The following is a 25401-nucleotide window of genomic DNA, read 5'->3' as shown; positions in this document are numbered from 1 at the left end:
ATAAGGAGTGAAGTGGAAAAGTGAACTGATCAGCGGTCGAGTTCGGCGACCTTGCGGGCGCTCAGGTCGATCACCAGGTGTCGCATGTCGATCCACGGCCCGTTGAGGGCCTTCGGGAACAACCGGGCACAGCGGTGCTCGCCGCACTTGTCGAGCACGGCGGGCTGGGCGCCCGGAGTGGCCCGGAAGACCATGCTGTCGACCTCCAGCTGGTCCGGGGAGGTCAGCTCCTTGCCGGTGGCGTCCTTGTAGTCCGCCTTCAGTCCCGCGCTGAGCGGACTGGCCAGCAGGATCTTCACGGCCTCGGTGTTCTCGGAGCGGCCGAGGGGCGGCTGGACGCCCCGCTCGGTGCCGGTCTGCTCGACCTTGCCGGTGTCGAGGTTGACCGTCTTGATGACCAGCGTGTCGTCCTTGTAGTCGTAGAACGTCACGTCGGCGCGCCGGGGCGCGGACGGGTCGTCGAGCTCGTCGGCCTCCGGCTCGGCCAGGTCGATGCCGAGGCGCTGCGGGCCGCGGTCCCCGTCGACGTCCTCGCTGGACCGGAACAGCTGCTGGTTCAGTGCGATCTGTTCGACCCGGGCCAGCTCGTCGTCGGTGAGCGGGTCGCGCCCGGTCCCCTTGTCGCCCTCGGCGGGGGCCTGCTGGACGACACCGGGCTCGACGGCCTGGTCCTGGCCGCTTCCCTGCGCCTGTCCGTCGGCGGCCTGCTGGGCGCCTGTGTTCTTGCCTCCCGTGTCGTCGGCCCCCGCCGTGCCCGGCAGGGTGACCGCGACCATGGCCGCGGTCCCGGCCAGCGCTATGGCCGCACCGGCCACCACCTTGCCCAGATGGCGGTGCACTGTCTTGCGCACGTCTTTCCCCCTACTCCCCCTGGGTCCCCGGGAGTATGTGATTGCCCCACTGGTTCGGCATACCGGGTATGCCTGGTCGATCGATAAGAGGGACGTAAGTCGTAGGTGGTTCCATCACTTTCGGGGAGACTCGAAGCCAAGGCGCCCCCACGGCGCACTCCACCTGAAAGAGTCGTGTGCATGCAGGTCTGGCCTGGAGAGGCGTATCCACTCGGTGCCACCTACGACGGCGCCGGCACCAATTTCGCGGTCTTCACGGAGTCCGCGAACCGAGTAGAGCTGTGTCTGCTGCATGACGACGGCTCGGAGACGGCGGTGGAACTGCGGGAGAGCGACGCGTTCGTACGGCACGCGTACGTGCCGGGCGTCATGCCGGGACAGCGGTACGGATTCCGGGTGCACGGGCCGTACGTCCCCGAGCGCGGTCTGCGCTGCAACTCCGCCAAGCTGCTCCTCGATCCGTACGCGAAGGCGATCAGTGGCTCGATCCGCTGGGGCGAGGAGGTGTACGGCTACCACTTCGACGCGCCCGACAGGCGCAACGACCTGGACTCGGCGCCGCACACCATGTCGTCGGTCGTGGTCAACCCGTACTTCGACTGGGGCGACGACCGGCGCCCGCGCACCGAGTACCACCACACGGTGATCTACGAGGCCCATGTCAAGGGCCTCACCATGCGCCACCCGGGGCTCCCGGAGGAGCTGCGCGGCACCTACGCGGCGCTCGCGCACCCCGCGGTCATCGAGCACCTGACCGAACTGGGCGTGACGGCGCTGGAGCTGATGCCCGTACACCAGTTCGTGAACGACCACCGTCTGGTCGACATGGGCCTGAACAACTACTGGGGCTACAACACGATCGGCTTCTTCGCCCCGCACAACGCCTACGCCTCCTGGGGCGACCGCGGCCAGCAGGTCCTGGAGTTCAAGTCGGCGGTGAAGGCGCTGCACGAGGCCGGCATCGAGGTGATCCTGGACGTCGTCTACAACCACACGGCCGAGGGCAACCACCTGGGCCCGACCCTGTCCTTCCGGGGCCTGGACAACCTCTCCTACTACCGGCTCACCGACGACCGCCGCTACTACATGGACACCACGGGCACCGGGAACTCCCTGCTCATGCGGTCCCCGCACGTCCTTCAGCTGATCATGGACTCGCTGCGGTACTGGGTCACCGAGATGCACGTCGACGGCTTCCGCTTCGACCTCGCGGCCACCCTCGCCCGGCAGTTCCACGAGGTGGACCGGCTGTCGTCGTTCTTCGACCTGGTGCAGCAGGACCCGGTGGTCTCCCAGGTGAAACTGATCGCCGAGCCCTGGGACGTCGGCGAGGGCGGCTACCAGGTGGGCAACTTCCCGCCGCTGTGGACCGAGTGGAACGGCAAGTACCGCGACACCGTACGGGACATGTGGCGCGGTGAGCCGCGCACGCTCGCCGAGTTCGCGTCCCGGCTGACGGGCTCCTCGGACCTGTACCAGGACGACGGGCGGCGCCCGCTGGCCTCCATCAACTTCGTCACCTGCCACGACGGCTTCACCCTGCACGACCTGGTCTCGTACAACCACAAGCACAACCAGGCCAACGGCGAGGACAACCGCGACGGCGAGAGTCACAACCGGTCCTGGAACTGCGGGGCGGAGGGCGAGACCGACGACCCGGCCGTGCTGGAGCTGCGAGCCCGCCAGATCCGTAACTTCATCGCGACGCTGATGCTCTCCCAGGGCGTGCCGATGATCAGTCACGGCGACGAGTTCGCGCGCACCCAGCGGGGCAACAACAACGCCTACTGCCAGGACAGCGAGCTGGCCTGGCTGAAGTGGCCGGACGGGGAGGAGGCGGACACCGGGCTGCTCGACTTCACGCGCGCGATGGTGTGGCTGCGCCGGGACCATCCCGTCTTCCGACGGCGCCGCTTCTTCCACGGGCGACCGGTGGAGGGCACGCACGACGATCTGTCGGACATCGCCTGGTTCACTCCGGGGGGCAAGGAGATGACCCAGCGGGACTGGAACTCGGCGCAGGCCTCCGCACTGGCGGTGTTCCTCAACGGCAACGCCATCTCCGAGCCGGGCACCCGCGGGGAGCGCATCACCGACGACTCGTTCCTGCTGATGTTCAACGCCACGCCGAAGACCCTCGACTTCGTCGTGCCGGTCAATCACGGCCGCCAGTGGCAGGTGGTCGTGGACACCGCGCGCGTGGACGGCGTTCCGCCCGGCACGGGCCCCAAGGTGCAGGCCGGCGACCGGCTGACCCTGGTGGACCGCAGCCTGGTGGTGCTCCAGCGGCCGGTCTAGGGGCGGGTGTGCACGCGCGTGTGGCCGCTGTGGGCTGATGAGTGGTACGACGCCGGGCGCGCCGTCAGCGCCAGGGCGCAGGCGAGGGCGGCGGCCAGGCTCGCCGCCCCGAAGGCCGCGGTGGGGCCGTAGGTCTCGGCGAGGCGGCCGGTGACGGCGACCGCCAGGGCCTGGCCGCCGACCAGGGCGCTGGTCGCTACGGCCATCGCCTCGGCGAGCCGGGCCGGCGGCACCACCCGCTCGGTGAGCCCGAACACCGTGATCAGATGCGGCGCGTAGGCCACCCCGAGGACGGTGACCACCGCGTACAGACCGGCCAGGCTGCCCGTCCACAGCAGGGGCAGCGACAGCGCGAACGCCGCCGCCGTGGCCGCCCGCCACCGTGCCATGAGCCCCACGCGCGCGGGTACGGCGGCCATGGCGAGCCCCGCGACGGCGCTCATGACCCCCATGGCGGCGTACACGAGACCGGCCTGCTCCGGCCGCCCGAGCCGTTCCGTGAGCGCGGTGATGCCCGCCTGGCAGGCGCCGAACATGGCCCCTTGGAGGGCCAGGGCGGCGCGCAGCGAATGGACGGCGCGAGGCATGCGCCCGTACGCCTTGGTGCGGGCCACGGCCGCCGACCGGGTCACTGCGGCCGACCGGGCCGTCGGGTGGAGGGCGAAGGCGCCGCCGCACAGGGCCACCAGGAGCGCGGCGGCGAGGAGGGCGTGGGCGGGGTGGGCCAGGACCGCGGCGAGGCCCACCAGGGCGGGGCCGAGGACGAAGGAGATCTCGTCCAGGGTGCTCTCGAAGGAGAGCGCGGCGCCGACCACCGGCTCGGGTGCCGTTTTCCGTCGGGCCAGGGCGACCAGGCGGGCGCGGACCAGGGGGCCGATCAGCGGCACACTCGCGCCCGCGCACGCGCCGAGGAGCGCGAGCCAGGGCGTGGGGAGCCCGGCGAGCGCCCCGGCCACGAGCGCGGTGATCGCGAGGGCGTTGGCGAGGGAGAAGGCGAGCACGACAACGCGCTGCCCGTGCCGGTCCGCGAGCCGGCCCACCAGCGGTCCGCAGACCACCTGCCCGATCGCCAGCGCGCCGCCGGTCGACCCGGCGGCGGCGAGGGAGCCGCTCGTGCGGGCGACCAGCAGCACACTGCCGAACTGGATGGTGGCCGTCGGCAGCCGCCCGAGGAACGACACACCCGGCAGCAGCGGCCCGGTCAGGCCGATCACCTCGCGGTATGTGTCCAGCGTGCCGCCGCGTCCGAGAGATCCCATCGCTCGAAGCCAGCCACGCGCGCGGGTCCACGTGGAGGGGACGATGACACGAAGCGCGGCAGGGCGGGTACGTACGTTTCCATGACACCTGAGCGACCTGACCCGGTGGCGCCCACGGCCACCTACCGGCTGCAGCTCCAGCCCGAGTTCCCGTTCGCCGCCGCGGCCGGGGCGGTGCCGTATCTGGCCTCGCTCGGCGTCTCGCATGTGCATCTGTCCCCGGTGCTGGAGGCGGTGCCCGGCTCGACGCACGGCTACGACGTCGTCGACCACGCGCGCGTACGCGAGGAACTGGGCGGCGAGGAAGGGCTGCGCGCGCTGGCCCGCACCGCGCGGGAGCACGGGCTCGGCCTGATCGTGGACATCGTGCCCAACCACATGGCCATGGCACCGCGCCACAACCGCGCCCTGTGGGAGGTGCTGCGCGAGGGCCCCAAGTCGCCGTACGCGCGCTGGTTCGACATCGACTGGGAGGCGCAGAGCGGGCAGGTGCTGCTGCCGGTGCTCGGCGGCCCGCTCGGGCAGGAGCTCGGCCGCCTGGAGGTCGACGGCGACGTACTGCGCTACTACGACCAGACGTTCCCGCTGCGCGAGGGCACCGAGGAACTGCCGCTCCCCCAGCTCCTGGACGCCCAGTGGTACCGGCTCGCGTGGTGGCGGCTGGCCCGGACCGAGCTGAACTACCGCCGGTTCTTCAGCATCTCGGAGCTCATCGGGGTGCGGGTGGAGGACCCGGAGGTCTTCGAGGCCACGCACGACAAGATCCTCGCGCTGCTGCACGAGGGCGTGATCGACGGGCTGCGGATCGACCATCCCGACGGGCTCGCCGACCCCGACGCCTATCTGCGGCGGCTGCACGAGGCGACCGGGGGCCGCTGGACGGTCGTGGAGAAGATCCTGTCGGACGGGGAGCACCTGCCCGCCTCCTGGCCCGTCGCCGGCACCACCGGCTACGACGCGCTGCGGCACATCGACGGCCTCTTCACCGACCCGGCGGGGTTCGGGGAACTCCTCGGCCAGTACCGGCGGTTCGCGGCCCCGCAGACGGACCGGGGCGGGCAGTGGGAGGCGACGGTGCGGCGGGCCGCGTACAAGGTCCTCACGCACGAGCTGGCCGCGGAGACCGAGCGGCTGACCCGGGTGGCCGACCGGGTGTGCGCCACCTCGTCGGAGCCCGCGCTGCGCGACCGCGCGCCCTGGGCGCTGCGCACCGCGCTCCAGGAGCTCCTCGTCCGCATGGAGGTCTACCGGCCCTACACCTCCGGCGACCCGGCCGCCGTCGTCACCGAGCAGGCGGCGGCCGAGGCGCGGCACGCCTTCGTCGTCCCCGAGGAGGCCGGTGCGGTCGACGTCGTACGCGATCTGGTGCTCGGGCGGGCCGGGGACGGTCCCGACCAGGCCGAGTTCCGTGCCCGGTTCGCGCAGACGGCGTCGGCGCTGCGGGCCAAGTCCGTGGAGGACACGGCGTTCTACCGCTATGTGCCGCTGCTGTCGGCGACCGAGGTGGGCGGGAACCCGGGCAGTCCCGCGATGTCCCGGGAGGACTTCCACGCCTACTGCGCGCGCGTGCAGCGCGACTGGCCGGCGACGGGGATCGCCGTGTCGACGCACGACACCAAGCGCAGCGCGGACGTACGGGCCGCGCTCGCGGTGCTCACCGAGTGCCCGCAGTGGTGGGCGGACGTGCTGGCCGAGGTGACCCGGACCGGCGAGGGCGTGCCGGACGCGCAACTGGCCTGGGCCGCCTGGCAGACGGTGTTCGGGCTCGGTCCCGCGGACCCGGAGCGGGTACGCAGGGCCCTGCTGAAGCATGTGCGGGAGGCCGGCCTGTACACGAGCTGGACGGAGCAGGAACCGCCGTACGAGGAGGCGGTGGCGGCCTTCGTCGCGGCGGGCCCCTGCGGCTCGCCCGGCGCCCATGTGGCCGCCCTGCGTGACCGTCTTGAGCCGCACATCCGGGCGAACATGCTGGGCACCGCCCTGGTCCAGCTGACGATGCCGGGTGTGCCGGACGTGTACCAGGGCACGGAGGGCGAGTACCGGGCCCTGGTGGACCCGGACAACCGGCGGCCCGTGCGCTTCCCGCCCTCGGACGCAGGCGAGAAGAACGCGCTGACCGCGGCGGCGCTGCGGCTGCGCACACGTCGGCAGGCCGCCTTCGGTGAGGCGGCGACGTACACCCCGCTGTCCGCCGAGGGTCCGGCGGCGGCGCACTGTGTGGCGTTCGCGCGCTCGGAGGAGGTGGTCACCGCGGTGACCCGGCTGTCGCTGCGGCTGGCCGAGGCGGGCGGCTGGCGGGAGACACGCTTGGATCTGCCGCCGGGCCTGTGGGCCGACGTCTTGGCGCCGGAGCGTCAGTTCACGGGGCACGCACGCGTGGAGGAGCTTTTCGGGCCGCTTCCCGTGGTGCTGCTGGAGCGCCTCTGAGGGCGCCCCCGCGCCCGCCGTGCGCCGCGGTTCGGTCCTGCCGGCGGCTCGTGCCCGCGTGTGCTCCCGGGGCTCGTCCCCACCGACCGGCGCATGGTGGCGAACGCCTCCGCTCGCGTCCGTACCCGGGCTCCCGGCCCCATCCCTCTCCCACGGCTCCCACTGGCACCAACCGCCCTGTCTGCCGACGGTGAATGCGCTCGGGCGCCCCCTGGAGCCTCCCCGGTGTGTCCTTGACAGTGCACTGCGACCGTGGGGTACTGCGGATTGCGAAGCCGGGCGGATGTGACGGGGGTGAGTCTCCTGCCGGAGCTGCGCTACCCCACGGTGACCGAAGTCGTCTCGGCGGCCCGGGCGTTGGCGGCACAACGCCCGGGCCTGTGCACCCTGAGGCAGGTGGGTGTCTCGCGAGCGGGCCGTCCCCTCCACCTGCTGTCCGTGGGCCGTGCGAGGCCCGCCGTGCTGGTGGTCGCGGGCGCCCACGCCAACGAGCCGACCGGCGGCCACACCCTCCTCGCGCTCGCCGAACGGGTCCTGCACGAGCGGGCGTTGCGGGCCGGCACCTCCTGGCACTTCCTGCTGTGCGCCGATCCCGACGGGGCGAGCCTGCACGTCACCCCGGCGCCGCGCAGCCTGTTCGACTACCACCTCGGCTTCTTCCGGCCTGCGGGCCCCGAGCAGCCCGAATGGTCGCCCGCCGTACTCCCGCCGGACCGGCTGCCGCCGGAGACGCGCGCCCTGACCGGAGTCATCGACGAGCTGCGCCCCTACCTCCAGGCGACCCTGCACGGGACCGATCTGGGCGGCAGCTGGGTGCAGTTGACGAAGGACCTGCCCGGGCTGGCCGAGCCGTTCGCCAAGTCGGCGGCGGAGCTGAACATCCCGGTGGAGACGGGCGCCTCGGACGCCGCGGGCTGGCCCGCGTCCGGGCCGGGCGTGCATGTGATGCCGGCGCCGGGGGCGGATGCGGCGTACCCGAGCATGCCGGACGACGCGCGGCACAGCACCTGGCACCACATCCACCGGTACGGCGGTCTGACGGCGGTCGTGGAGGTGCCGATGTGGGCGAGCGACCTGGTGGACGACCCCGCACCGCATCCGGCACCGGCGGCGGCGATGCGGCGGCTCGCAGGCCGGCTGGTGCGGGACGCGCTGGAGGTGGAGCGGGTGCTCACCGAGGTGCTGCCCCGCCTCAACGGCGTCGACGGGCCGCTGTTGCGGGCGGCGCGGTGGGCGCTGGAGCTGGTGCCGGGGCTGGCCGCGGACTGGACGCACATGGTGCCCGCGGACCACACGCGCGCGTACATCGGCAGTGTGGACGCCTTCGCGCGCCGTCTGCCGCTGCGGGCGGCGGCCATGCTGCTGCGGGTGCTGCAGGAGACCGACGACCGTGCGGCGCCGGGTCTGGAACGGCTCGTGGCGTCCTGGAGCGGTTCCTTCGAGCGCCGGTTCCGCGCCCGCTGGGTGCCCTTGGAACACCAGATCGAGCACCAGTCCCGCACGGTCGTCGCGGCGGCCCGGCACGCGCGCGACCGGGCGGCATGAGAGCCGTCACGCCACGCGCGCGTGCGAAGGCGTCACCGTCGGCCCCTCAGTCGTCCAGTGCGAACACCACCCCCGTCCACGCCTCCATCCGGCACGCGCTGTCGAAGGTCCGCCGGTACTCGACCGGACGGCCGTTCCAATGGCCCCTCGCCTTGACGGAAACCGGGGCGTAGATCATCGGGCAGAGCGTGTCCTTCTGCGTCATGCGGTCGATGTCGCCCTCGACCGCCGCCAGTTCCGCGCAGGCCTCGGCGGCGCTCGCGTGGCCGAGGGGCGGGTTGCACATCAGCAGCGTGCCGCGGGTGTCGCCGGACCGTGCGTTGCCCGTGGTGAGCGTGAGGTAGAGCCAGTTGCCCGGGAAGGTCTCCCGCTCGGCGGAGTGCGCCGGAACCGCCGCGAGGACGAGGAGGGAGGCAACCGCGAGCAGGACGCCCCGGGCACCGGCCCGTCCCGCCTTCACTGTGGTGGAGTGTGTCATTCCCGATGCATCGGCACGGCGGCCTCGGAACCCCACCCCTGCTCACCCGAACGGGAATCCGCGCGCGCGTGGCGCGAGGCCAGGTCGAACGCGGCGAGCACCACACGGGACTGGTATTCGACCTGGCGCGCCACCGGTATCCATCGCGCCCCGCAGCCGTCGCGGTAGTCGGCACACCACAGGTCGATGAGCCGGTCCAGCTCCGGCAGCGCACCGGCCGGGTCGCGCCCGGCACCGGTCACCAGCTGGTGCAGCAGGCCCGCCGTGCGCAGCGCCAGCCGCCGCCCGGCGATGCGCAGGGTGGCCAGATGGGCGGTGCTGAGCGGGGGCAGCGGATGGGCGTCGGCGGTGACGATGTCGGGGTCCCACGCGTCGGCGAGCCCTGGGCAGACCAGTAAATAGTCGTCGACCGGGGCGAGCAGTCGCTCGGTGTCCGCGGTGGCGGGCAGGTGGTGCCGGATCCGGGCGAGGAGTCGTGCCAGCAGCCGGGAGTCGTGGCGCAGGGCGCGGCTGACCGTGCGCAGGACGGCGGACGCGTCGGCGGGGGTGGTGTCGTCCTCCACAGCGGCCACGCCCCACATGGGTGCCTCGACCACCGCCGTCACCGTGCCGTATCGGTAGGGGTGGAACCATGTCGACTCCACGGCGGCCTCGGTGATGGCCGCGGCGAGGTCGCCCCGGCGCGGCGGCGGGATCCGGTAGACGGCGGGCCCAAGACGCGGCCAGTACAGGGTGTCGTACGGGCCGAGTTCACGGGGGATGCGGAGGCGGGCCGCGGTGTGCGCGAGGCGGCGCGGGAAGCCGGGCAGGTCGTGGGTCAGCTCGACGAAGCCGCCGCCGACGTCGACGCCGTGCAGCGAGCACTGGAGGAAGGGCCGCAGTTCATCCTGGAGGGCGAGCAGGGCGCGGGTCTCGGGCAGCGTGGCACGGTCTGCGCCGTCGGGCAGCCACTCGGGCTGCTCCAGGAAGCCGGGACGGAAGAAGTTCCGGAAGTAGCGGCCGAGGGTGTACGGGCCCTGCAGCCAGCCCTCGTTGCGGCGCAGGCCGTCGGGGTCGAGGCAGAGCAGGAGGTTCCAGGTGGCGTCGGCGTCCTCGTGGCGGCGGGGGTCGGCGAGGACCCGTTCGGCGAGGCGGAGGGCGGTGGCGCCGCCCACGGGTTCGTTGGCGTGCGGTCCGGCGACGACGAGGGCCTGGCGGCTGCCGTGGCCGACGGACAGCAGCCACAGAGGACTTCCCCCGCGGGAGGTCCCGACACGGCGCAGCCGTGCGTCCGAGGGATGGCGGGTGACGAACGCGGCCGCCCGGGCGCCGAGCTCGTCGGCGGTCGGGTAGCGGAGGAGTGGCAGCAGGGCGCACCTCCGCGAGCCGGTGCCGTCGATTCACCTGGTGTGCATGGAGTACGCACAGTCAGTCACGACTATTGCGGGTACGTCAACACCCGCGCATCGAAAGGGATTTCACCCACTGCACCCCGTAAAGCCAAGGCCAGAGCTAAGGTACGGCTCAGTTCACGGCGAGCCGGAAGGACAGCTGCCCGAACCCGACCTGGTCGCCCTCGCGGACGACGGCCACCCCGATGACCCGTCGGCCGTTCACCGTCGTGCCGTTGGTCGAGCCGAGGTCGCGCAGCACCCACATGCCACCCTGGCGGGTCAGTTCGGCATGCACCCGGGAGACCGTCTCGTGGGTCAGCCGCAGACCGTTGGCGGGGTCCCGACCTATGCGCAGCGGATGGCCGCCGCCGGGGTGGGGCAGCAGCAGCTTGGGCAGCCGCTCGGCCTGCCAGGCCCTGCGCAGCCGTACCCCGAAACCGGAGACCGCCTCGACGGTGCCGAAGATCATGCGGGAGAAGCGGTTCTCCTGAGGCAGGTCGGCGGTCAGGGCGACGAGCTCGTCGACGCGGCGGGCGGCGAATGCCAGCTCCATGCGCCGGATGAACGTGTCGTGCGAGAGACGGCCCATGGCAACGCCGTCACGGAGCACCTTCAGCGCCTTGTCGCGCTCCGCGTCGGAGAGCCGCGCGGGGTACGTGTTGAACTCGAAAGACGACGTCACGCTCGTGATTGTCGGTCAGGTGGGCCGGAGTGTCCAGAAAACGAGTAAACACCCGGCACGCGTGCGTACCCGAAGACACCTGCCGCAAAAGGGAAGATTCAAAAGCGGATTGATCTCGTTTGAAGCACCATGGACGGGCTACATCACGGTGAGCAGACGAAGGGGAACCGTCCGTGCAGTTCGAGGTGTGGGCACCGCAGGCCGACCGTGTGACGCTCCATTGCGGGAACGCCACGCGCGCGTTGGAGCGCGATCCGGAGCGAGAGGGCTGGTGGCAGGGGGAGGCGGACGCCGAGGACGGCACCCGGTACGGCTACGCGCTGGACGACGGTCCGGTGCTGCCCGACCCGCGCTCGCGCCGCCAGCCCGACGGGCCGGACGGACAGAGCGCGGTCGTGGACCACGGGCGCTACACCTGGCGCACCGAATGGGCGGGACGCCCGCTGCCGGGCGCGGTCCTGTACGAGCTGCACGTGGGCACGTACACGCGTGAGGGCACCCTGGACGCGGCCGCCGAGCGGCTCGGGCATCTCGTCGAACTGGGCGTCACCCACGTCGAGTTGATGCCGGTCTGCCCCTTCCCGGGCCGGCACGGCTGGGGGTACGAGGGGGTCTCGCTGTGGGCGGTGCACGAGCCGTACGGCGGGCCCGCGGCGCTGAAACGGTTTGTCGACCGGGCGCATGAACTCGGCCTCGGTGTCGTGCTCGACGTGGTGCACAACCACCTCGGCCCGTCGGGCAACTACCTGCCCGCCTTCGGGCCGTACTTCACCGAGACTCACCACACGCCCTGGGGCGCCGCCGTCAACCTGGACGCGCCCGGCTCCGACGAGGTGCGCGACTACCTCGTGGGAAGCGCGCTGGCGTGGCTGCGCGACTACCGCGTCGACGGACTCCGCCTGGACGCGGTGCACGCGCTGCGCGACACACGCGCGTGCCACTTCCTGGAGGAGCTGTCGACGGCCGTGGACTCCCTGTCGGCCGATCTGGACCGGCCGCTGTTCCTGATCGCCGAGTCCGACCTGAACGACCCCCGGATCGTCACCCCGCGCGCGGAGGGCGGGTTGGGGCTCCAGGCGCAGTGGAGCGACGACTTCCACCACGCCCTGCACTCCGCGCTGACCGGCGAGTCCCAGGGCTACTACGCCGACTTCGGGCGCTCCCCCCTCACGGCCGTCGCCAAGACGCTCACCGGCGGGTACTTCCACGACGGCACGTACTCCAGCTTCCGGGGCCGGCACCACGGGCGGGCGCTGGACCGCTCGCGGGTGGCCGGACACCGGCTGCTGGGCTACAGCCAGACCCACGACCAGGTCGGCAACCGCGCCCAGGGCGACCGGCTCGCCGCCACCCTCTCCCCCGGCCTGCTGGCCTGCGCGGCCACACTGACCCTGACCGCGCCGTTCACGCCGATGCTGTTCATGGGCGAGGAGTGGGCGGCGGGCACGCCCTGGCAGTTCTTCACCGACCACACCGACCGCGACCTCGCCGAGGCGGTACGGCGGGGCAGACGCCGGGAGTTCGCCGCGCACGGCTGGGCCGAGGAGGACGTACCCGACCCGCAGGACCCGGCGACCCGCGACCGCTCCTGCCTGGACTGGTCCGAGCCCGACCGCGAGCCCCACGCACGCGTGCTGGCCTGGTACCGCCGGCTCATCGCCCTGCGGCACGAGCAACCGGACCTCACCGACCCCGACCTCGCCGACATCAAGGTGGCCTACGACGAGCAGCAGCGCTGGCTCGCCTTCCGGCGCGGGGACGTACGCGTTGCCGTCAACCTCGCCAAGGAACCGGCTCAGATCCCGCTGGGCCCCCGTCACGCGCGCGTACTGGCTGCCTGGGAGCCCGTGGAGGGGCCCGGCAAGGACGGGGTGCTGCATCTGCCCGGGGAGTCGTGCGTGGTGCTGCTCCAGGAGTGAGCCGGCCTCATGACTCGCCGCCGTCCTTGGTGTCGTCCCCCCTCAGTTCGGTCACCCGCTCCAGCAGGATCGCCTCCCACGCGAGCTCCAGTTGCTGACGCAGCAGCGGCAGGGAGGCGCCGCCCGTGCCGTCGAGGGCCTCGGCGAGCTGGACGACGGTGTCGCAGCGGGCCAGCCACAGGCCGCGCAGACAGGGTCGGGCGCCGTAGCCGGCGAGGGTGGCGGCGCGGACGGCGGCCGGGGAACCGACCGCGCGGGCGAGCCCGGCGATGTCCTCGGCGGGGTCGCCGACCACCGTGTCGGTCCAGCCGAGGACGCCGCGCACCCGGCCGTCGGCGCTGACCACCAGGTGCTCGCCGGTCAGGCCGTGGTGGACGAGGACGGCGCTGCCGGGCTGGGCGGCGAGCTGCACCGCGGCCGCTGGGGAGAGTTGGTGCAGCCGGACAGGTCCGGACTCGTCGGCCGCGGCGAGGCGCCCTGCGGCGCGTTCGGCGAAGCGGCGCAGCCCCTCAAGGGAGCGCGGGCCGGTGCGCGGCACGCCGAGCGCCTCGGCCTGCCGCACGGGGACCTCGCGCAGCCCGGTGAGCAGCCCGGCCAGGTCGGCCTCCCCGAGGGCGGACACGTCGTACACCTCGGCCGAGCCGCCGGGCATCTTGGTGTCCAGCGTGTAGGTCAGCCCCGGCGCCCACTCGCCGTGCGCGACGCTCGTCGGGACGGCGACCGGGACGTGCGGGCGGACGAGATCACGCAGCCGCAGCTCGCGGCGCTGCCGGGAGGCGGTCTCGCGGTCGGGCGCGAGGCGCAGAACATGGCGGGTGCCGACCCACCAGGTGGCGGGCTCGCCGCCCTCGGCGACGGGCCGGACCTCGGGTCCTGCGGTGTCGTCCGCACCGTCCTTGAGCAGGGAACGGACCAGTCGGCGGACGATGTCCGCGGTGGGTGTCGGTGCCTGGGTCATGGGTCGCGCCGTATGTCGGTGGAAGGGTGCCGGGACTCCTGGGGCCGTTTCAGTCCACTATGACCATCTCGCGGGTCGTTTCGTTGAGGCGCCGGCCGCCGTCCTCGGTGACCGTGACGATGTCCTCGATGCGCACCCCGAACCGGCCCGGCAGGTAGATGCCGGGCTCCACGGAGAAGCACATCCCGGGCACGAGGGGCTGTTCCTCGCCCTCGATCATGTACGGCGGCTCGTGCGTGGTGACGCCGATGCCGTGGCCGGTGCGGTGGATGAAGTACGCGCCGTACCCGGCGTCCGTGATGACCGCGCGGGCGGCCCGGTCCACCTCCTGGCAGGGGACGCCGGGCCGTACGGCCCGGAAGCCCGCCTCCTGGGCCTCGCGCACGATGTCGTGGATCCGGCGCTCCTCGTCCGTGGGCTCGCCCACATGGACCGTGCGGGAGGTGTCGGAGCCGTAGCCGCCGAGGAGGCCGCCGAAGTCGAGGACGACCATGTCGCCGCGTTCGATGACGCGGTCCCCGGCCTCGTGGTGCGGGTTGGCACCGTTCGGTCCGGAGGCGACGATGGTGAAGTCGACCGTCTCGTGTCCGTGCTCCCGCAGCAGCCGGGCCAGGTCCGCGGCGACCTCGGACTCCTTGCGGCCGGCGAAGGGAACCTTCCGGATCTCCTCGTACGTTGCGTCCGCAGCCGCGCCCGCGGCTGCCAACCGCTCCAGTTCCGCCTCGTCCTTGACGGCCCGGAGCATCGGCAGCGCCTCGGTGAGGGAGGCGTAGGAGGAGTCGGGCAGGGTCTTGGCCAGGCCCAGCAGATGCATGGCCCAGGCGTTGTCGCTGATGCCGAACCGGCCGTCCGTCTCAAGCAGGGCCGCCGTGACGGCGTAGGGGTCCTTGCCGTCGGTCCAGTCGCGCAGGGTCAGCGCGGGGGCGCCGGTCGCCTTCGCGGCGTCGGGGGCCTCAAGCGCGGGGACGATCAGCGCGGGGTCCTGGCCGGGGACGAGGACCAGCAGGGTGAGCCGTTCGGTGACGGCGGTGGGTGCGTAGCCGGTGAGCCACACCAGGTCGGGGCCGGGGGCCACGAGCAGCCCGGCGAGTCCGGCGTCGGCGGCCGCCCGCGCGGCGCGCTCCATACGGGCGCGGTAGTCGTCGGCGGTGAAGGGAGCGGGCGTACGGGCGGTCATCCGGGCCTCCCTGGGCGGGTGAAGGTGACTACGGGCAGCATCCTGCCCGGACGGCGGTGGCGGCGCGAGCCGGTCGGCGGACCTGGTCTCATCCTTCGAGGGCCATGCGGACCCCGAGGAGCAGCAGTACGCCTCCGGAGACCTGTTCCAGTCGCCTGCGCACTCCCGCGCGGGACAGCAGGCTCCTCATCCGGCCGACGAACCAGACGTACAGGCCGTAGTAGCCGATCTCGTAGACCGCCCACAGCGCGGCGAGGCCCACCATGGTGGGCAGGTGCGGGGCGCCGTCGGGCACGAACTGCGGCAGGAAGGACAGGGCGAAGACGGCCGCTTTGGGGTTGGCGAGGTTGAGCAGCAGCCCCGCGCGGTAGGACGCCCGGCCGGACCGGCCGCCGTCCGCCTGTGCCTCGCTCTCCTGCTCCCCCTTGGAGCGGCGCGCCGCCCGCAGCGTCTGGACGCCGAAGCCGACGAGGACGACCGCGCCGACGACGCGCATCACGTCGTACGCCACCTCCGAGGCCGTCAGCAGGGCGGTGAGGCCGAAGGCGGCGATGACGCCCCAGACGAAGACGCCGGTCTCGTTGCCGAGCACGGTCAGAAAGCCGGAGCGGCGGCTGTGCAGCGACTGCCGGATGATCAGGACCGTGCTGGGCCCCGGCGAGGCGGCCACCAGGGTGCAGGCCCCCAGGAAGGCGACAAGAGTGGTCAGCATGGGGTCATGGTGGCCGGGACGCGGTCCTGGGGACAGTGGTTTTCCGACTCCCGTCAGGTGACGACGCCGGGGACGGCGGTCAGCTGCTGATAGCCCCCGCTCTCATGACGCACCGTCAGGGTGACCTCGGTGCCCGGGCGGACCCGGGCGACCGCGCGGGCGAGGTCGGCGGCGTTGTCGATGCGGGTCGTGCCGAGGACCAGGACGACATCGCCGCGGACCAGGCCCGCCGAGTAGCCGGGTCCCGGCACATGGACGCCGACGACCCGGGCGCCCGCCTTCTCGGCGTCCACGGCCTCCACGCCGAGGGTGGCCGTGGGGGTCGGACTCGGCGTCGCGGACGGGGTGGGACGCGGCTGCACCGATGCCGGAAGAGCGCTCCGCGGGCCCGGCCCCGCCTTCTGGAGCTCGGCCAGCTTGCTCATGCCGATCACCGTGGCGCCGACCGTGCCGAGTCCGACGCCGGACAGGACCAGGACCGCGCCGACGAACAGCGCGAACAGCAAGGTCGTGAGCCGGCGTCCGCGCCGGCGCGCGGCGTGCGGGCGCCGGACGGGGGCCGGCCTCGTGCCGCCGCCGGGCTGTTGGCCGGGCATCGGCTTGGGACGCAACGCGGTCTGTTCCATGGCTCGCCTCCGGCTGGAGGCTACGGATCGCCTCCGGCAGGAGGACTACCCGGGGCGCCGGCGCACGACGTGCCACGAACGAGTGAGACTGAGCGGTGGTCAGAAGCGGAAGTCTCCCTGGTCACGGGATGTGAGTGCGACCGCCAGCTCCCGCGCCGCCCCCTGGAGCGAGCCGGCGTACACCAGTTCCGTGCGGTGCACGAGCCGTGGCGCGGTGACCGGTACGCCGACGGCGCCCGGCACCCCCGTCGCCGCCGAGCGGGGCAGCAGGGTCAGACCGTGCCCGGCGGCGGCCAGCGCGGTGAGGGCACGTACGTCGGTGCCCTCGTACCGCAGGGAGGGGCGGAAGCCGTGGCCGCCGCCCGCCGCGCGGAGTTGGGCGAGCGGCAGGCCCGCGTCGGGGGCGTCCAGCCAGCGGGCGTCGGCGAGGTCGCCCAGGCGCAGTCCGGGGCGCCGGGCGAGGGGATGCGCGTCCGGCAGCAGCACGCACACCGGCTCCTCGCCCGCGCCGCGCGTGGTCAGCGGTGCCACGTCGGACAGCCGCAGCGGGTCGCTGGGGGCGGCCAGGCCGTCGACCAGGCCCAGGTCGGCGGTGCCGGTGGCGACGGCCGCCGGGATCTCGTCCCGGGGCGGCACCTTGAGGGTCACCCCGGCGGTAGGAAGCGCGGCGAGGACTCGGGGTCCGAGGGCGGTGGGTGCGGCGGCCAGGGTCAGCCCATGGGCGGGCGCGGCGGCCATCCGTACGACGTCCGCGCGGGCCGCGTCCAGGCGCAGCAGCAGGGGGCCCGCGTGCTCCAGCAGCCGTTCGCCGGCGGCCGTGGGGGCGACGGGCCTGCGGGTGAGCAGCGGGGTGCCGAGGTCCTGTTCGAGGGCCGCGATGTGCTGGGACACCGCCGATTGGGTGTAGCCGAGGTCACGCGCGGCCTCGGAGAAGGAGGAGAGACGGGCGACCGTGACGTAGGTGCGCAGCAGATGCGGGTCCATGACCATCAGGATGGCATCAGCTCTGCTTATCGAGGATGCAGGGATCATCGTTGGACGTGAACTCGGGGGCGCGCCCAGGATGAAGGACATGACCGAGACCTTCGCGCGGATCGCCCTGGTCGGCGACCGCTCCCCCAATGTCGTGTCGCACACCCGGATCCCCCTGCTGCTCGACGCCCTCGCCGCCCGCGAGCGGCTGGTCCTGGACGCCTACTGGATCCCGACCGAGGAGGCCGGCGAGCCGGGCGCGGTGGACGGGTTCGACGCGGTGTGGGTGGTGCCGGGCAGCCCGTACCGCAGCGAGGCCGGGGTGATCGCGGCGATCCGCACGGCGCGCGAGCAGGGCATCCCGTTCCTGGGGACGTGCGCCGGGTTCCAGCACGCCGTGCTGGAGTACGCCCGCCATGTCTGCGGACTGACCGGCGTGGCGCACGCGGAGAACGACCCGTCCGCCGAGGACCTGATCATCGAGCCGCTGGCCTGTTCGCTGGTGGGCCACGAGGCCCTGGTCGTCGTCGAGCCGGACTCGCTCGCGCGGTCCGTGATCGGCTCGGAGCGGACGGTCGAGCGCTACTTCTGCGCATATGGCCCCTCCCGCCACCTCGACACCCTCACCGCGCACGGCCTGCGCTTCTCCGGGCGCGACGAGGGTGGCCAGGTCCGGATCGCCGAACTGCCCGGCCACCCCTTCTTCCTGGCCTCGCTCTTCCAGCCGGAGCTGTCCGGCGACGGCTCGCGACCGCACCCGATGGTCACGGCCTGGGCCAGGGCCGCCGTGGAACACGCACATCAGCCCGTGTGAGCCGGGCGGCGGGTCCCGTTGTCAGTGGCGGCTGTTACGTTCTGTGACATGACCGATCACGCACTGCGAAAGCTGCGGCAGGACTCGCGCCTGGCCGAACTGGCCGCGTTCCCCTTCGACTTCGACCTGAGCCGCGCCGGCCACGGCCATGTCGAGCCGGTCCGTCTCGCCTCGGGCGGACCGATAGAGGTCGTCGCGGGCACCGGCGCGGGCGGTACGTACTTCGTGTGCGCGGACGGTTCGATGCTGTACGCCGACTCCGAGGGCGGGGCCGGGATCATCGGCTCCACCGTCGACGAGGCACTCGCGGTCGTGATCGGCCTGCCCTGCTGGTTCGACTACGTGGATCTGTCCCCACAGGACGGCGAGGAGGCGATCCTTGCGCGCGTCGCGGAGGCGGAGGAGGAACTCCGCGAGGACTACGGCATCGACGAGGCCCGGGCCGAACTCCGCGCCGCCCTGGGCCTCCCCGAGCTTTCCCCGGTCGAGCTGGTCACCCTGCTGCACACCGCGCTCCTGCGCACGGAACCCGACTTCCTGCTGCTCACCGAGGAGGAGGGGTTCGCCTACCGACTCCTCGACGAGCACCCACGTCCACCCCTGTGGGAGCCGGTGCTCGCCCAAGGGCGCGCGGATCTGGCCCTGTTGCGGGAGGGTGACCGCGCCGCGTGGCACTCGGTGGCCGACGATCCCGTACGGCGTCGACTCGCCCTGCGGGCCGCGCAGTTCGACCGGGAAGACGGCGACCTGGATCTGCTCCGGCATCTGCTGCGGCGCGAGACGGAGTCGTCGATGACGGACGAACTCCGGCTCGCCGCCGTCCTCGTGGGGCTGCACGGAGACGTCACCGATCTGCCGCTGCTGTACGAGGTGCGGGAGACGGACTTCGACACGCACTGCGGGCTCAGCGAGATCCCCGAACCGGGCGCGGACGCCGCCGAGTTGCTGCGCTGGGCCGAGGAACTGGACGAATCGATGTTCGGCACCGACCCCGCCGACGAGCCGCTCGCCACCTGGACCGAACTCGCCCTGGACCAGGGGATGACCGAACTGGCCCGGGCGGCGCTGATCCGCGCGCTCGACGAGATCTTCCTGGACCAGAGCACCCTGCGGCGGCCCGGCGATCCGGCCCGGCTGGAGACGTCACGGATCAGCTGGCTCGCCGATGAGCTGGAGCGGGCCGGCGACCTCCCCCAGGCACTGCGCGCCCAGCGCCTTCACGCCACGCTCCAGGAAACGGCGTGGGACCGGATCTCGGGCCGGCTGGCCCAGGCCCGGCTGGAGCGTGCCTGCGGGCAACTCCCCCAGGCCGAAGGCAGCTTGGCATCGATACGCGACCTCCTGGCCGACCCGCGCGACGACTCCCTCCGGCACTGGGCCCACGTGAACTTCGGCCGCTTCATAGCCGAGGAGCACTACGCCCTGACCCGAGCCCTCGCCGACGGCGACCATCTGCAGGAGGCCCGCACCCTTCTCACCGCGGCCGACGCGATACTCGGCGAGCTCTCGGGGAACGCCGCGAAGGGCGTCCGGGAACTCGCCGAGGAGACCGCCGAGCGGTTGCGGGACTTCAGGGGCCTCAGCTGACGGGCAGGGCGGGCGGCCGGTCCGGCAGGAAGCCATGGGCGCGGCGGGCCAGATAGGCGGACTTGTAGCGGTCGACCTCGCTGTGCCAGTTCAGGATGCCGGCCATCCAGTTCTGCAGGTCGGACACATAGGTCCGCATGGCCCCGCGCGCCTCGTCGGACAGGTCGAAGTCGTCGTACACGACCGGCAGTTCACGCGCGACGACATGTTCGAACTGCCGCATGCGCTGGGTCATCAGGTCGTGCACCACGCCGAGCGCGGTCGGGTAGTCGCAGCCGAAGAAGTTCTGCACGACGAGGATCGAGTTGTGGATCTCGCCCTCGTACTCGATCTCCTTCTGGTACGAGAAGACATCGTTGAGGAGGCAGGCATAGTCGACGGCGGCGTTCTCCAGCGCGCTCACGGGGCCACTGCGGTACACCTCGGGCGGCACCGAGGGGCCGTGGCCCATCCGGCACAGGGCCATGGTGAGGTCGGAGCCGAAGGTGGCGCGGCGCATCTCCAGGTAGTCGACCGGGTCGGGGATGCGGTTCTGGAGCTGGTTGGACAGCTCCCACACCCAGCTCTCGGTCATGACGTTCACCGCGTCCTTGAGGGTGCGCCGTTGGTCGGGCGTCATCTCCGCGGTCGTACGGGCCCACAGGTCGACGAGTGCGCGTTCCATGGCGTTGGCGGGGACGACGGGGACCTCCTCGCCGTCGACGGGCATGCAGGCCGCCAGGCGCTGGGTGGTGAGGCGGGCGGCGGCCAGGTCGCGACGGTGGCCGAAGACGAGGGGGTAGTAGTCGTCGCCGTAGGTGCCCCAGGCGAGCCAGGCGGCGCTGAGGTCGAGCGCCTCCGGGGTCGCGTCCGGGTCCAGGCCCGCCGAGCACAGGGCCAGGTCGGCGGCGGCGAGCTTGTCCTCGTCCCAGACGCCCTCCTCCAGGATGCCCGTGCGGTGCGTCCAGTCGACGAGCCGCCGCCGGGCGCCCGGCAGGTGCGGGCAGAGCTCCACCTGGAAGGGCATGTAGAGGTCGGGGATCAGGGAGGGTCCGACCTTTTGGTACGGCACATGCGTGTAGGCGCGCAGACGTTCGGCGCCGGCCGAGGCGAGCAGGGCGCCGACGTCGGCGGCGGTGGTGCCGGGTCCGGTGAGGCCGTGCCAGGGGTTGGTGGAGCGGGCGTTCTCGTTCATGTACCGGCTGGAGCGCATGTGCCATTCGTGGCCGCCGGACTGCCAGTCCTGGAGTCCCTGGGTGTAGGCGGCGACATCGGCGACCTCGTCCGGAGTGAGGCCCCGTTCCAGGGCCAGTGCGGGGACTTCGGTGAGGGCGGTGTGCTCGAACTGGTGGAGTCGGGAGGTGAGGACGTCGTTGACGGTGTCGGCGGCCTCCTGGGTCGTACAGCCGAAGAAGGTCTCCAGCACCAGGACGCCGTTGCTGAGTTCGCCCTCGTCCCCGACCTCGCGCTGGTAGGAGAACAGGTCGTTGCGCAGGTGCACGGCGTCGGAGAAGGTCTCCATCAGCACCCGCATGGGCCTCGTCCCGGCGACGGCGGCGGGGACCTCGGCGCGGGCGTACTCCACCAGACCCGCGGACCAGGGGGCGCCGCCCACCTTGCGGCGCATCTCGATGTACTCGACGGGGTTGGCGATCCGCCCCTCGTTGATGTTGGACAGCTCCCACATCGACTCGTTGAGCAGATGCTCGGTGGCGACGGCGAAGCGGCGGCGCCAGCCGGCGGACATCGCGGGAACCGTGCGGGTCCAGAGGTCGGCGAGGCCGGCCTCCACCGGGTTCTCCGGCTCGGGCATCGGCGTGGCCAGGTCCATCGGCATGAACAGCGCGAGCCGGTCGAGGTGGGCCTTGCCGGCGGCGCGGTCCTGGGTGCGCTTGTACATGTCGAGGAAGTGGTCGTCGAAGAAGAAGACCCACACGTACCAGTCGGTGATCAGGGAGAGGGCGGGGGCGTCGCATTCGGGGTGGGTGTAGGCGCAGAGCAGTCCGTAGTCGTGCGCTTCGAGGTCGGACTGCTCCCAGATCCCGGATCCCTCCAGCATGCCCATCTCGCGCGCCCACGCGGTCGAGTGGGCGCGGGCCTCGTCGACATGTGGATTGAGCCGCGCGGGATACGGCATGTAGAAGTGCGGGAGTTCGAAGGGCTGCGTCATGGCCGGGCACTACCCGGCGCCCCTGACGGCCATCCTCGGGCCGGGACATGACCACACCATCGCGTGAATCCGGGATGAACCCCCGAATTCCCAAGGACCCTTGTGGCGTTCACCTCTACGCGCGCAGACTACGGAGGTTCTCGTGTCCCCTCCTCACCGGAGTGTCCCTCTCCTCACCGGAGTCCCGATGAACCAGCCCAGAGCCCTTTCCCGCCGTACCGCCCTCGCCTCGCTCGCCGGTGCGGCGCTGGCCGGCACCGCCGCATGGCCCGCCTCGGCGGCCGAACGCCACGGCCGCGCGGTCCGGTTCGCCACCTTCAACGCCTCCCTCAACCGCTCCGCCGAGGGCGCGCTCGTCACCGATCTGTCCACGCCGGACAACGTCCAGGCGCGCAATGTCGCGGAGACGATCCAACGGGTCGACCCCGATGTGCTGTTGATCAACGAGTTCGACCACGTGGCGGGCGGCACCGCGGTCCGCCTCTTCCTGGACAACTACCTGGCCGTGGGCCAGCGCGGTGCCGAGCCGGTGCGCTACCCGTACCACTTCACCGCGCCGGTCAACACGGGTGTCGCTTCCGGCGTCGACCTCGACGGCCGAGGCGGCGCGGTGACGACGCCCGGTTCGGACGCCTACGGGCAGGACGCCTTCGGGTACGGCTGGTTCCCGGGGCAGTACGGCATGGTGGTGCTGTCCAAGTACCCGATCGCCACGCGCGCGGTGCGCAGCTTCCAGCGGTTCCTGTGGAAGGACATGCCCGGCCACCTCATGCCCCCGGGCTACTACGGCGCCGAGGCGACGGCGATCTTCCGGCTGTCCTCCAAGAGCCACTGGGACGTGCCGGTGCGGATCGGCCGGGAAGCCGTGCACTTCCTGGTGTCCCACCCCACCCCGCCCACCTTCGACGGCCCCGAGGACCGCAACGGCCGCCGCAACCACGACGAGATACGGCTGTGGGCCGACTACATCGGCGGGCCCGGGCGCGGCGCCTATCTGTACGACGACCGGGGCGTGCGCGGCGGGCTGCGGCCGGGGGCGCGGTTCGTGCTGGCCGGCGACCAGAACGCCGACCCGTTCGACGGCGACAGCTACGATCACGCCATCCGACTGCTGCTGGACCACCCGGCGGTCCGCCCGCCCGCCACCCCGCCGTCCAGCAAGGGCGCCGTCGAGGCGGCGCAGCTCCAGGGCGGCGCCAACACCGCGCACACCGGCGATCCGGCGTACGACACCGCGGACTTCAACGACACCGCCCCGGGCAATCTGCGCGTCGACTACGTCCTGCCCTCCCGTGGTCTGGCTCCGGGCGCGAACGGCGTGTTCTGGCCGACGTCCGACGATCCCCTGTACCGACTGGTCGGCGGCGGCACGAACGTCCCCACGTCGGACCACCGACTGGTGTGGCAGGACGTGTACGTCCACTGAGCCGCGCGCTCTTGCCGAGCAGGGGCCGGGGCGCCAACGTAATCGCATGACCTCCTTCTCGCTCCCACATGAGCTGCACGGCGACGGCGCCCACAAGGTGTTCGCGGTGCACGGCTGGTTCGCCGACCGGTCCGCGTACGCGAGCGTCCTGCCCGACCTCGACGTCACGTCCTTCACCTACGCGCTGGTCGATCTGCGCGGCTACGGCGAGGCGAAGGACGCCGTCGGCGTGTACTCGACGGCCGAGGCGGCGCAGGACCTCCTGGAGCTGGCCGACCGGCTCGGCTGGGAGCGGTTCTCCGTGGTGGGCCACTCGATGGGCGGGGCGGTGGCCCAGCGGCTGCTGGCGCTGGCGCCGGGGCGGCTGCGGCGGATCGTGGGCGTCTCGCCGGTGCCCGCCTCGGGGCTGCCGCTCCCTGCCGACCAGTGGGAGCTCTTCGCGGACTCGGCGCATCTGCCGGAGAACCGCCGTACGATCATCGACTTCACCACGGGCGGCGTCCGCCCCGCCGCCTGGCTGGAGCGGATGGTCAGCCGCTCGCTCGCGGTCAGCGACCCGAAGGCGTTCCGGGCCTGGCTGGACTCCTGGGCCGGGGAGGACTTCCATGCCGAGGTGGCCGGCGTCCGGGTGCCCGCACTGGCCGTCACGGGCCGTCTGGACCCGGCGCTGTCGGCCGCGCTGCTGCGGGAGACCTGGCGGCGCTGGTATCCGTACGGCGAGGTACGGGAGCTGTCCGGCGCCGGGCACTACGCCATGGACGAGACCCCGCTGGAGCTGATCCAGGTGGTGGAGGCCTTCCTCGACGCCGATGACGAAGACGAAGACGAGACAGCCGGGGCAGCCGAGGCGGAGGAGACCGGCGCGACGGCGGAGGGCGAGGAGGCGTGACCTGCCGCCCGTCCCCACCCGTCCCCGACGTCTTCGATCCCCGCCGGTACGCCACCGGCGTCCCCTACGCCGCCTATCGCGTCCTGCGCGACCATCACCCGGTGGCCTGGCAGGACGAGCCCGAGGTGCTGGGCTGGCCGGCCGGTCCCGGGTTCTGGGCGGTCACCCGGCACGCGGACGTCGTCCGGGTGCTCAAGGAACCGCTGACGTACTCCTCCCATCTGGGCGCCACCCAGATCCGGGACCCGGACCCGGAGGATCTGCCGTTCATCCGGCGCATGATGCTCAATCAGGATCCGCCGGGACACGGCAGGTTGAGGAGGCTGGTGAGCCGGGCGTTCACCCCGGGACGCGTCGACCGTTTCACGGCGGTCGCCGAGAAGCGCGCCCAGGACCTGTTCGCGCGGGCCCTGGAGACGGCCCGCGAGGCGGACGGCACCGTCGATCTCGTCGCCGCCGTCACCGACGACTACGCCCTGCTCAACCTGGCCGACCTGCTCGGCGTCCCGGAGCCGGACCGCGGGCTGCTGCTGCACTGGACCCAGCGGGTCATCGGCTACCAGGACCCCGACGAGGCCGGCCCGCCGGTGCTGGACGCCTCGGGCAAGCCGGTCAATCCACGCTCCCCGGCGATGCTGCGGGACATGTTCGACTACGCCGGCCAACTGGCCGCGTACAAAAGGCGGTACCCGGCGGACGACGTGCTCACCATCCTCGCGCACGACGCCGAACTCACCGCCGCCGAGCTGGAGATGTTCTTCTTCCTGCTCACCATCGCCGGGAACGACACCGTGCGCGGCGCGGCACCGGGCGGCCTGCTGGCACTCGCCGAGCATCCGGAGTCCTACGACCGACTGCGCGCCGGAGGGATCGAACTCGCGCCCGCTGTCGATGAGTTGCTGCGCTGGCATCCGCCGGTGCTGACCTTCCGCCGTACCGCCGAACACGACACCGAGCTCGCCGGGCGGCGGATCCGCGCCGGTGACAAGGTCGTCGTCTTCCATGCCTCCGCCAACCGTGACGAACGGGTCTTCGCGGACCCGGACCGGCTGGACCTGACGCGTACGCCGAATCCGCACGTCTCCTTCGGCGACGGCCCGCACGTCTGCCTGGGCGCGCACTTCGCCCGGCTGCAACTGCGGGTGCTGTACCGGGAGGCGATGAGGACGCTGCCGGTGCTGCGCACCGCGGGTCCGGCCGGGCGGCTGGTGTCGAACTTCATCAACGGGATCAAGTCGCTGCCGGCGTGGGTGACTTGA

At 72.5% G+C, this 25401-nt stretch carries 20 protein-coding genes; 9 read left to right on the top strand and 11 right to left on the bottom strand.

Annotation, left to right across the window (positions count from 1 at the left end; all coding sequences use genetic code 11):
• Window positions 1-29 precede the first annotated feature (29 nt).
• Window positions 30-851, bottom strand: a complete 822-nt coding sequence (locus tag H4N64_RS10695; protein ID WP_186281977.1) for a Tat pathway signal sequence domain protein — start codon at window positions 849-851, stop codon at window positions 30-32.
• A gap of 180 nt (window positions 852-1031) precedes the next feature.
• Here H4N64_RS10695 and glgX point away from each other — a divergent pair, with 180 nt between their 5' ends.
• Complete coding sequence (gene glgX, locus H4N64_RS10690; RefSeq protein ID WP_186281976.1) at window positions 1032-3149, top strand: glycogen debranching protein GlgX; 2118 nt, start codon at window positions 1032-1034, stop codon at window positions 3147-3149.
• On the opposite strand, the gene H4N64_RS10685 is transcribed toward glgX, so the two are convergent.
• A complete protein-coding gene (locus H4N64_RS10685) occupies window positions 3146-4408 on the bottom strand; it encodes an MFS transporter (RefSeq protein ID WP_186281975.1) in 1263 nt (420 codons plus the stop codon). The two genes, glgX and H4N64_RS10685, sit on opposite strands and share 4 nt — an antisense overlap.
• A gap of 81 nt (window positions 4409-4489) precedes the next feature.
• Here H4N64_RS10685 and treY point away from each other — a divergent pair, with 81 nt between their 5' ends.
• On the top strand, window positions 4490-6835 hold the full coding sequence (gene treY / locus H4N64_RS10680) for a malto-oligosyltrehalose synthase (RefSeq protein WP_186281974.1): 2346 nt from the start codon (window positions 4490-4492) through the stop codon (window positions 6833-6835).
• Window positions 6836-7129: 294 nt separating this feature from the next.
• Window positions 7130-8380, top strand: coding sequence for a M14 family zinc carboxypeptidase (locus H4N64_RS10675; protein ID WP_186281973.1), 1251 nt, complete (start codon window positions 7130-7132; stop codon window positions 8378-8380).
• Window positions 8381-8426: 46 nt separating this feature from the next.
• Here H4N64_RS10675 and H4N64_RS10670 read toward each other — a convergent pair whose 3' ends face one another.
• The 3 genes from H4N64_RS10670 to H4N64_RS10660 form a co-directional block, all read right to left on the bottom strand.
• A complete protein-coding gene (locus H4N64_RS10670) occupies window positions 8427-8858 on the bottom strand; it encodes an SSI family serine proteinase inhibitor (protein ID WP_186281972.1) in 432 nt (143 codons plus the stop codon).
• Window positions 8855-10207, bottom strand: a complete 1353-nt coding sequence (locus tag H4N64_RS10665; protein ID WP_186282008.1) for a M14 family zinc carboxypeptidase — start codon at window positions 10205-10207, stop codon at window positions 8855-8857. Before H4N64_RS10665 ends, H4N64_RS10670 begins: the two co-directional genes overlap by 4 nt.
• A 154-nt stretch (window positions 10208-10361) precedes the next feature.
• Entirely contained in the window at window positions 10362-10913 is a 552-nt protein-coding gene (locus H4N64_RS10660) for an FHA domain-containing protein (RefSeq protein WP_186281971.1), read from the bottom strand.
• A 173-nt stretch (window positions 10914-11086) separates the two neighbouring features.
• Here H4N64_RS10660 and treZ point away from each other — a divergent pair, with 173 nt between their 5' ends.
• Window positions 11087-12832, top strand: coding sequence for a malto-oligosyltrehalose trehalohydrolase (treZ, locus tag H4N64_RS10655; protein ID WP_186281970.1), 1746 nt, complete (start codon window positions 11087-11089; stop codon window positions 12830-12832).
• A gap of 7 nt (window positions 12833-12839) precedes the next feature.
• Here treZ and H4N64_RS10650 read toward each other — a convergent pair whose 3' ends face one another.
• The 5 genes from H4N64_RS10650 to H4N64_RS10630 form a co-directional block, all read right to left on the bottom strand.
• Entirely contained in the window at window positions 12840-13790 is a 951-nt protein-coding gene (locus tag H4N64_RS10650; protein ID WP_186281969.1) for an aminoglycoside phosphotransferase family protein, read from the bottom strand.
• A gap of 49 nt (window positions 13791-13839) precedes the next feature.
• Window positions 13840-14967, bottom strand: coding sequence for an aminopeptidase P family protein (locus H4N64_RS10645; RefSeq protein WP_186281968.1), 1128 nt, complete (start codon window positions 14965-14967; stop codon window positions 13840-13842).
• 88 nt (window positions 14968-15055) lie between these two features.
• On the bottom strand, window positions 15056-15679 hold the full coding sequence (locus H4N64_RS10640; protein ID WP_186281967.1) for a LysE family translocator: 624 nt from the start codon (window positions 15677-15679) through the stop codon (window positions 15056-15058).
• Window positions 15680-15732: 53 nt separating this feature from the next.
• Window positions 15733-16305: a PDZ domain-containing protein gene (locus H4N64_RS10635; RefSeq protein ID WP_186281966.1), complete on the bottom strand. Its 573-nt coding sequence runs from the start codon at window positions 16303-16305 to the stop codon at window positions 15733-15735.
• A gap of 99 nt (window positions 16306-16404) precedes the next feature.
• A complete protein-coding gene (locus tag H4N64_RS10630; protein WP_186281965.1) occupies window positions 16405-17289 on the bottom strand; it encodes a LysR family transcriptional regulator in 885 nt (294 codons plus the stop codon).
• An 88-nt stretch (window positions 17290-17377) separates the two neighbouring features.
• On the opposite strand from H4N64_RS10630, the gene H4N64_RS10625 reads away from it, so the two are divergent.
• A complete protein-coding gene (locus tag H4N64_RS10625) occupies window positions 17378-18091 on the top strand; it encodes a CTP synthase C-terminal region-related (seleno)protein (protein WP_186281964.1) in 714 nt (237 codons plus the stop codon).
• 48 nt (window positions 18092-18139) lie between these two features.
• Window positions 18140-19678, top strand: coding sequence for a hypothetical protein (locus tag H4N64_RS10620; protein WP_186281963.1), 1539 nt, complete (start codon window positions 18140-18142; stop codon window positions 19676-19678).
• Here the strand turns inward: H4N64_RS10620 and cyc2 are convergent.
• A complete protein-coding gene (gene cyc2 / locus H4N64_RS10615; protein ID WP_186281962.1) occupies window positions 19671-21827 on the bottom strand; it encodes a germacradienol/geosmin synthase Cyc2 in 2157 nt (718 codons plus the stop codon). The genes H4N64_RS10620 and cyc2 overlap by 8 nt on opposite strands.
• 187 nt (window positions 21828-22014) lie before the next feature.
• Here cyc2 and H4N64_RS10610 point away from each other — a divergent pair, with 187 nt between their 5' ends.
• From H4N64_RS10610 to H4N64_RS10600, 3 genes are read left to right on the top strand one after another with little or no spacing between them, the layout of a single operon-like run.
• A complete protein-coding gene (locus H4N64_RS10610) occupies window positions 22015-23253 on the top strand; it encodes an endonuclease/exonuclease/phosphatase family protein (RefSeq protein ID WP_186281961.1) in 1239 nt (412 codons plus the stop codon).
• Between the two features lie 46 nt (window positions 23254-23299).
• Window positions 23300-24142, top strand: a complete 843-nt coding sequence (locus H4N64_RS10605; protein WP_186281960.1) for an alpha/beta fold hydrolase — start codon at window positions 23300-23302, stop codon at window positions 24140-24142.
• Window positions 24139-25401, top strand: coding sequence for a cytochrome P450 (locus tag H4N64_RS10600; RefSeq protein WP_186281959.1), 1263 nt, complete (start codon window positions 24139-24141; stop codon window positions 25399-25401). The genes H4N64_RS10605 and H4N64_RS10600 overlap by 4 nt, the downstream gene beginning before the upstream one ends.

This window comes from Streptomyces cupreus, from assembly GCF_014257025.1.
In the GTDB taxonomy this organism is placed as follows: domain Bacteria; phylum Actinomycetota; class Actinomycetes; order Streptomycetales; family Streptomycetaceae; genus Streptomyces; species Streptomyces cupreus.
Note: the sequence above shows the minus strand (reverse complement) of the source record. Positions and strands in the feature narration are given on the sequence as shown.

Excerpts from the sequence above, each read along its gene's own strand:
- H4N64_RS10610 (WP_186281961.1), top strand. The coding sequence starts at position 22,015 with ATGAACCAGCCCAGAGCCCTTTCCCGCCGTACCGCCCTCGCCTCGCTC.
- glgX (WP_186281976.1), top strand. The coding sequence starts at position 1,032 with ATGCAGGTCTGGCCTGGAGAGGCGTATCCACTCGGTGCCACCTACGAC.
- cyc2 (WP_186281962.1), bottom strand. The coding sequence starts at position 21,827 with ATGACGCAGCCCTTCGAACTCCCGCACTTCTACATGCCGTATCCCGCG.
- H4N64_RS10625 (WP_186281964.1), top strand. The coding sequence starts at position 17,378 with ATGACCGAGACCTTCGCGCGGATCGCCCTGGTCGGCGACCGCTCCCCC.
- H4N64_RS10670 (WP_186281972.1), bottom strand. The coding sequence starts at position 8,858 with ATGACACACTCCACCACAGTGAAGGCGGGACGGGCCGGTGCCCGGGGC.
- H4N64_RS10630 (WP_186281965.1), bottom strand. The coding sequence starts at position 17,289 with ATGGACCCGCATCTGCTGCGCACCTACGTCACGGTCGCCCGTCTCTCC.
- H4N64_RS10640 (WP_186281967.1), bottom strand. The coding sequence starts at position 15,679 with ATGCTGACCACTCTTGTCGCCTTCCTGGGGGCCTGCACCCTGGTGGCC.
- H4N64_RS10645 (WP_186281968.1), bottom strand. The coding sequence starts at position 14,967 with ATGACCGCCCGTACGCCCGCTCCCTTCACCGCCGACGACTACCGCGCC.
- H4N64_RS10635 (WP_186281966.1), bottom strand. The coding sequence starts at position 16,305 with ATGGAACAGACCGCGTTGCGTCCCAAGCCGATGCCCGGCCAACAGCCC.
- H4N64_RS10685 (WP_186281975.1), bottom strand. The coding sequence starts at position 4,408 with ATGGGATCTCTCGGACGCGGCGGCACGCTGGACACATACCGCGAGGTG.
- H4N64_RS10620 (WP_186281963.1), top strand. The coding sequence starts at position 18,140 with ATGACCGATCACGCACTGCGAAAGCTGCGGCAGGACTCGCGCCTGGCC.
- H4N64_RS10605 (WP_186281960.1), top strand. The coding sequence starts at position 23,300 with ATGACCTCCTTCTCGCTCCCACATGAGCTGCACGGCGACGGCGCCCAC.
- H4N64_RS10650 (WP_186281969.1), bottom strand. The coding sequence starts at position 13,790 with ATGACCCAGGCACCGACACCCACCGCGGACATCGTCCGCCGACTGGTC.
- treY (WP_186281974.1), top strand. The coding sequence starts at position 4,490 with ATGACACCTGAGCGACCTGACCCGGTGGCGCCCACGGCCACCTACCGG.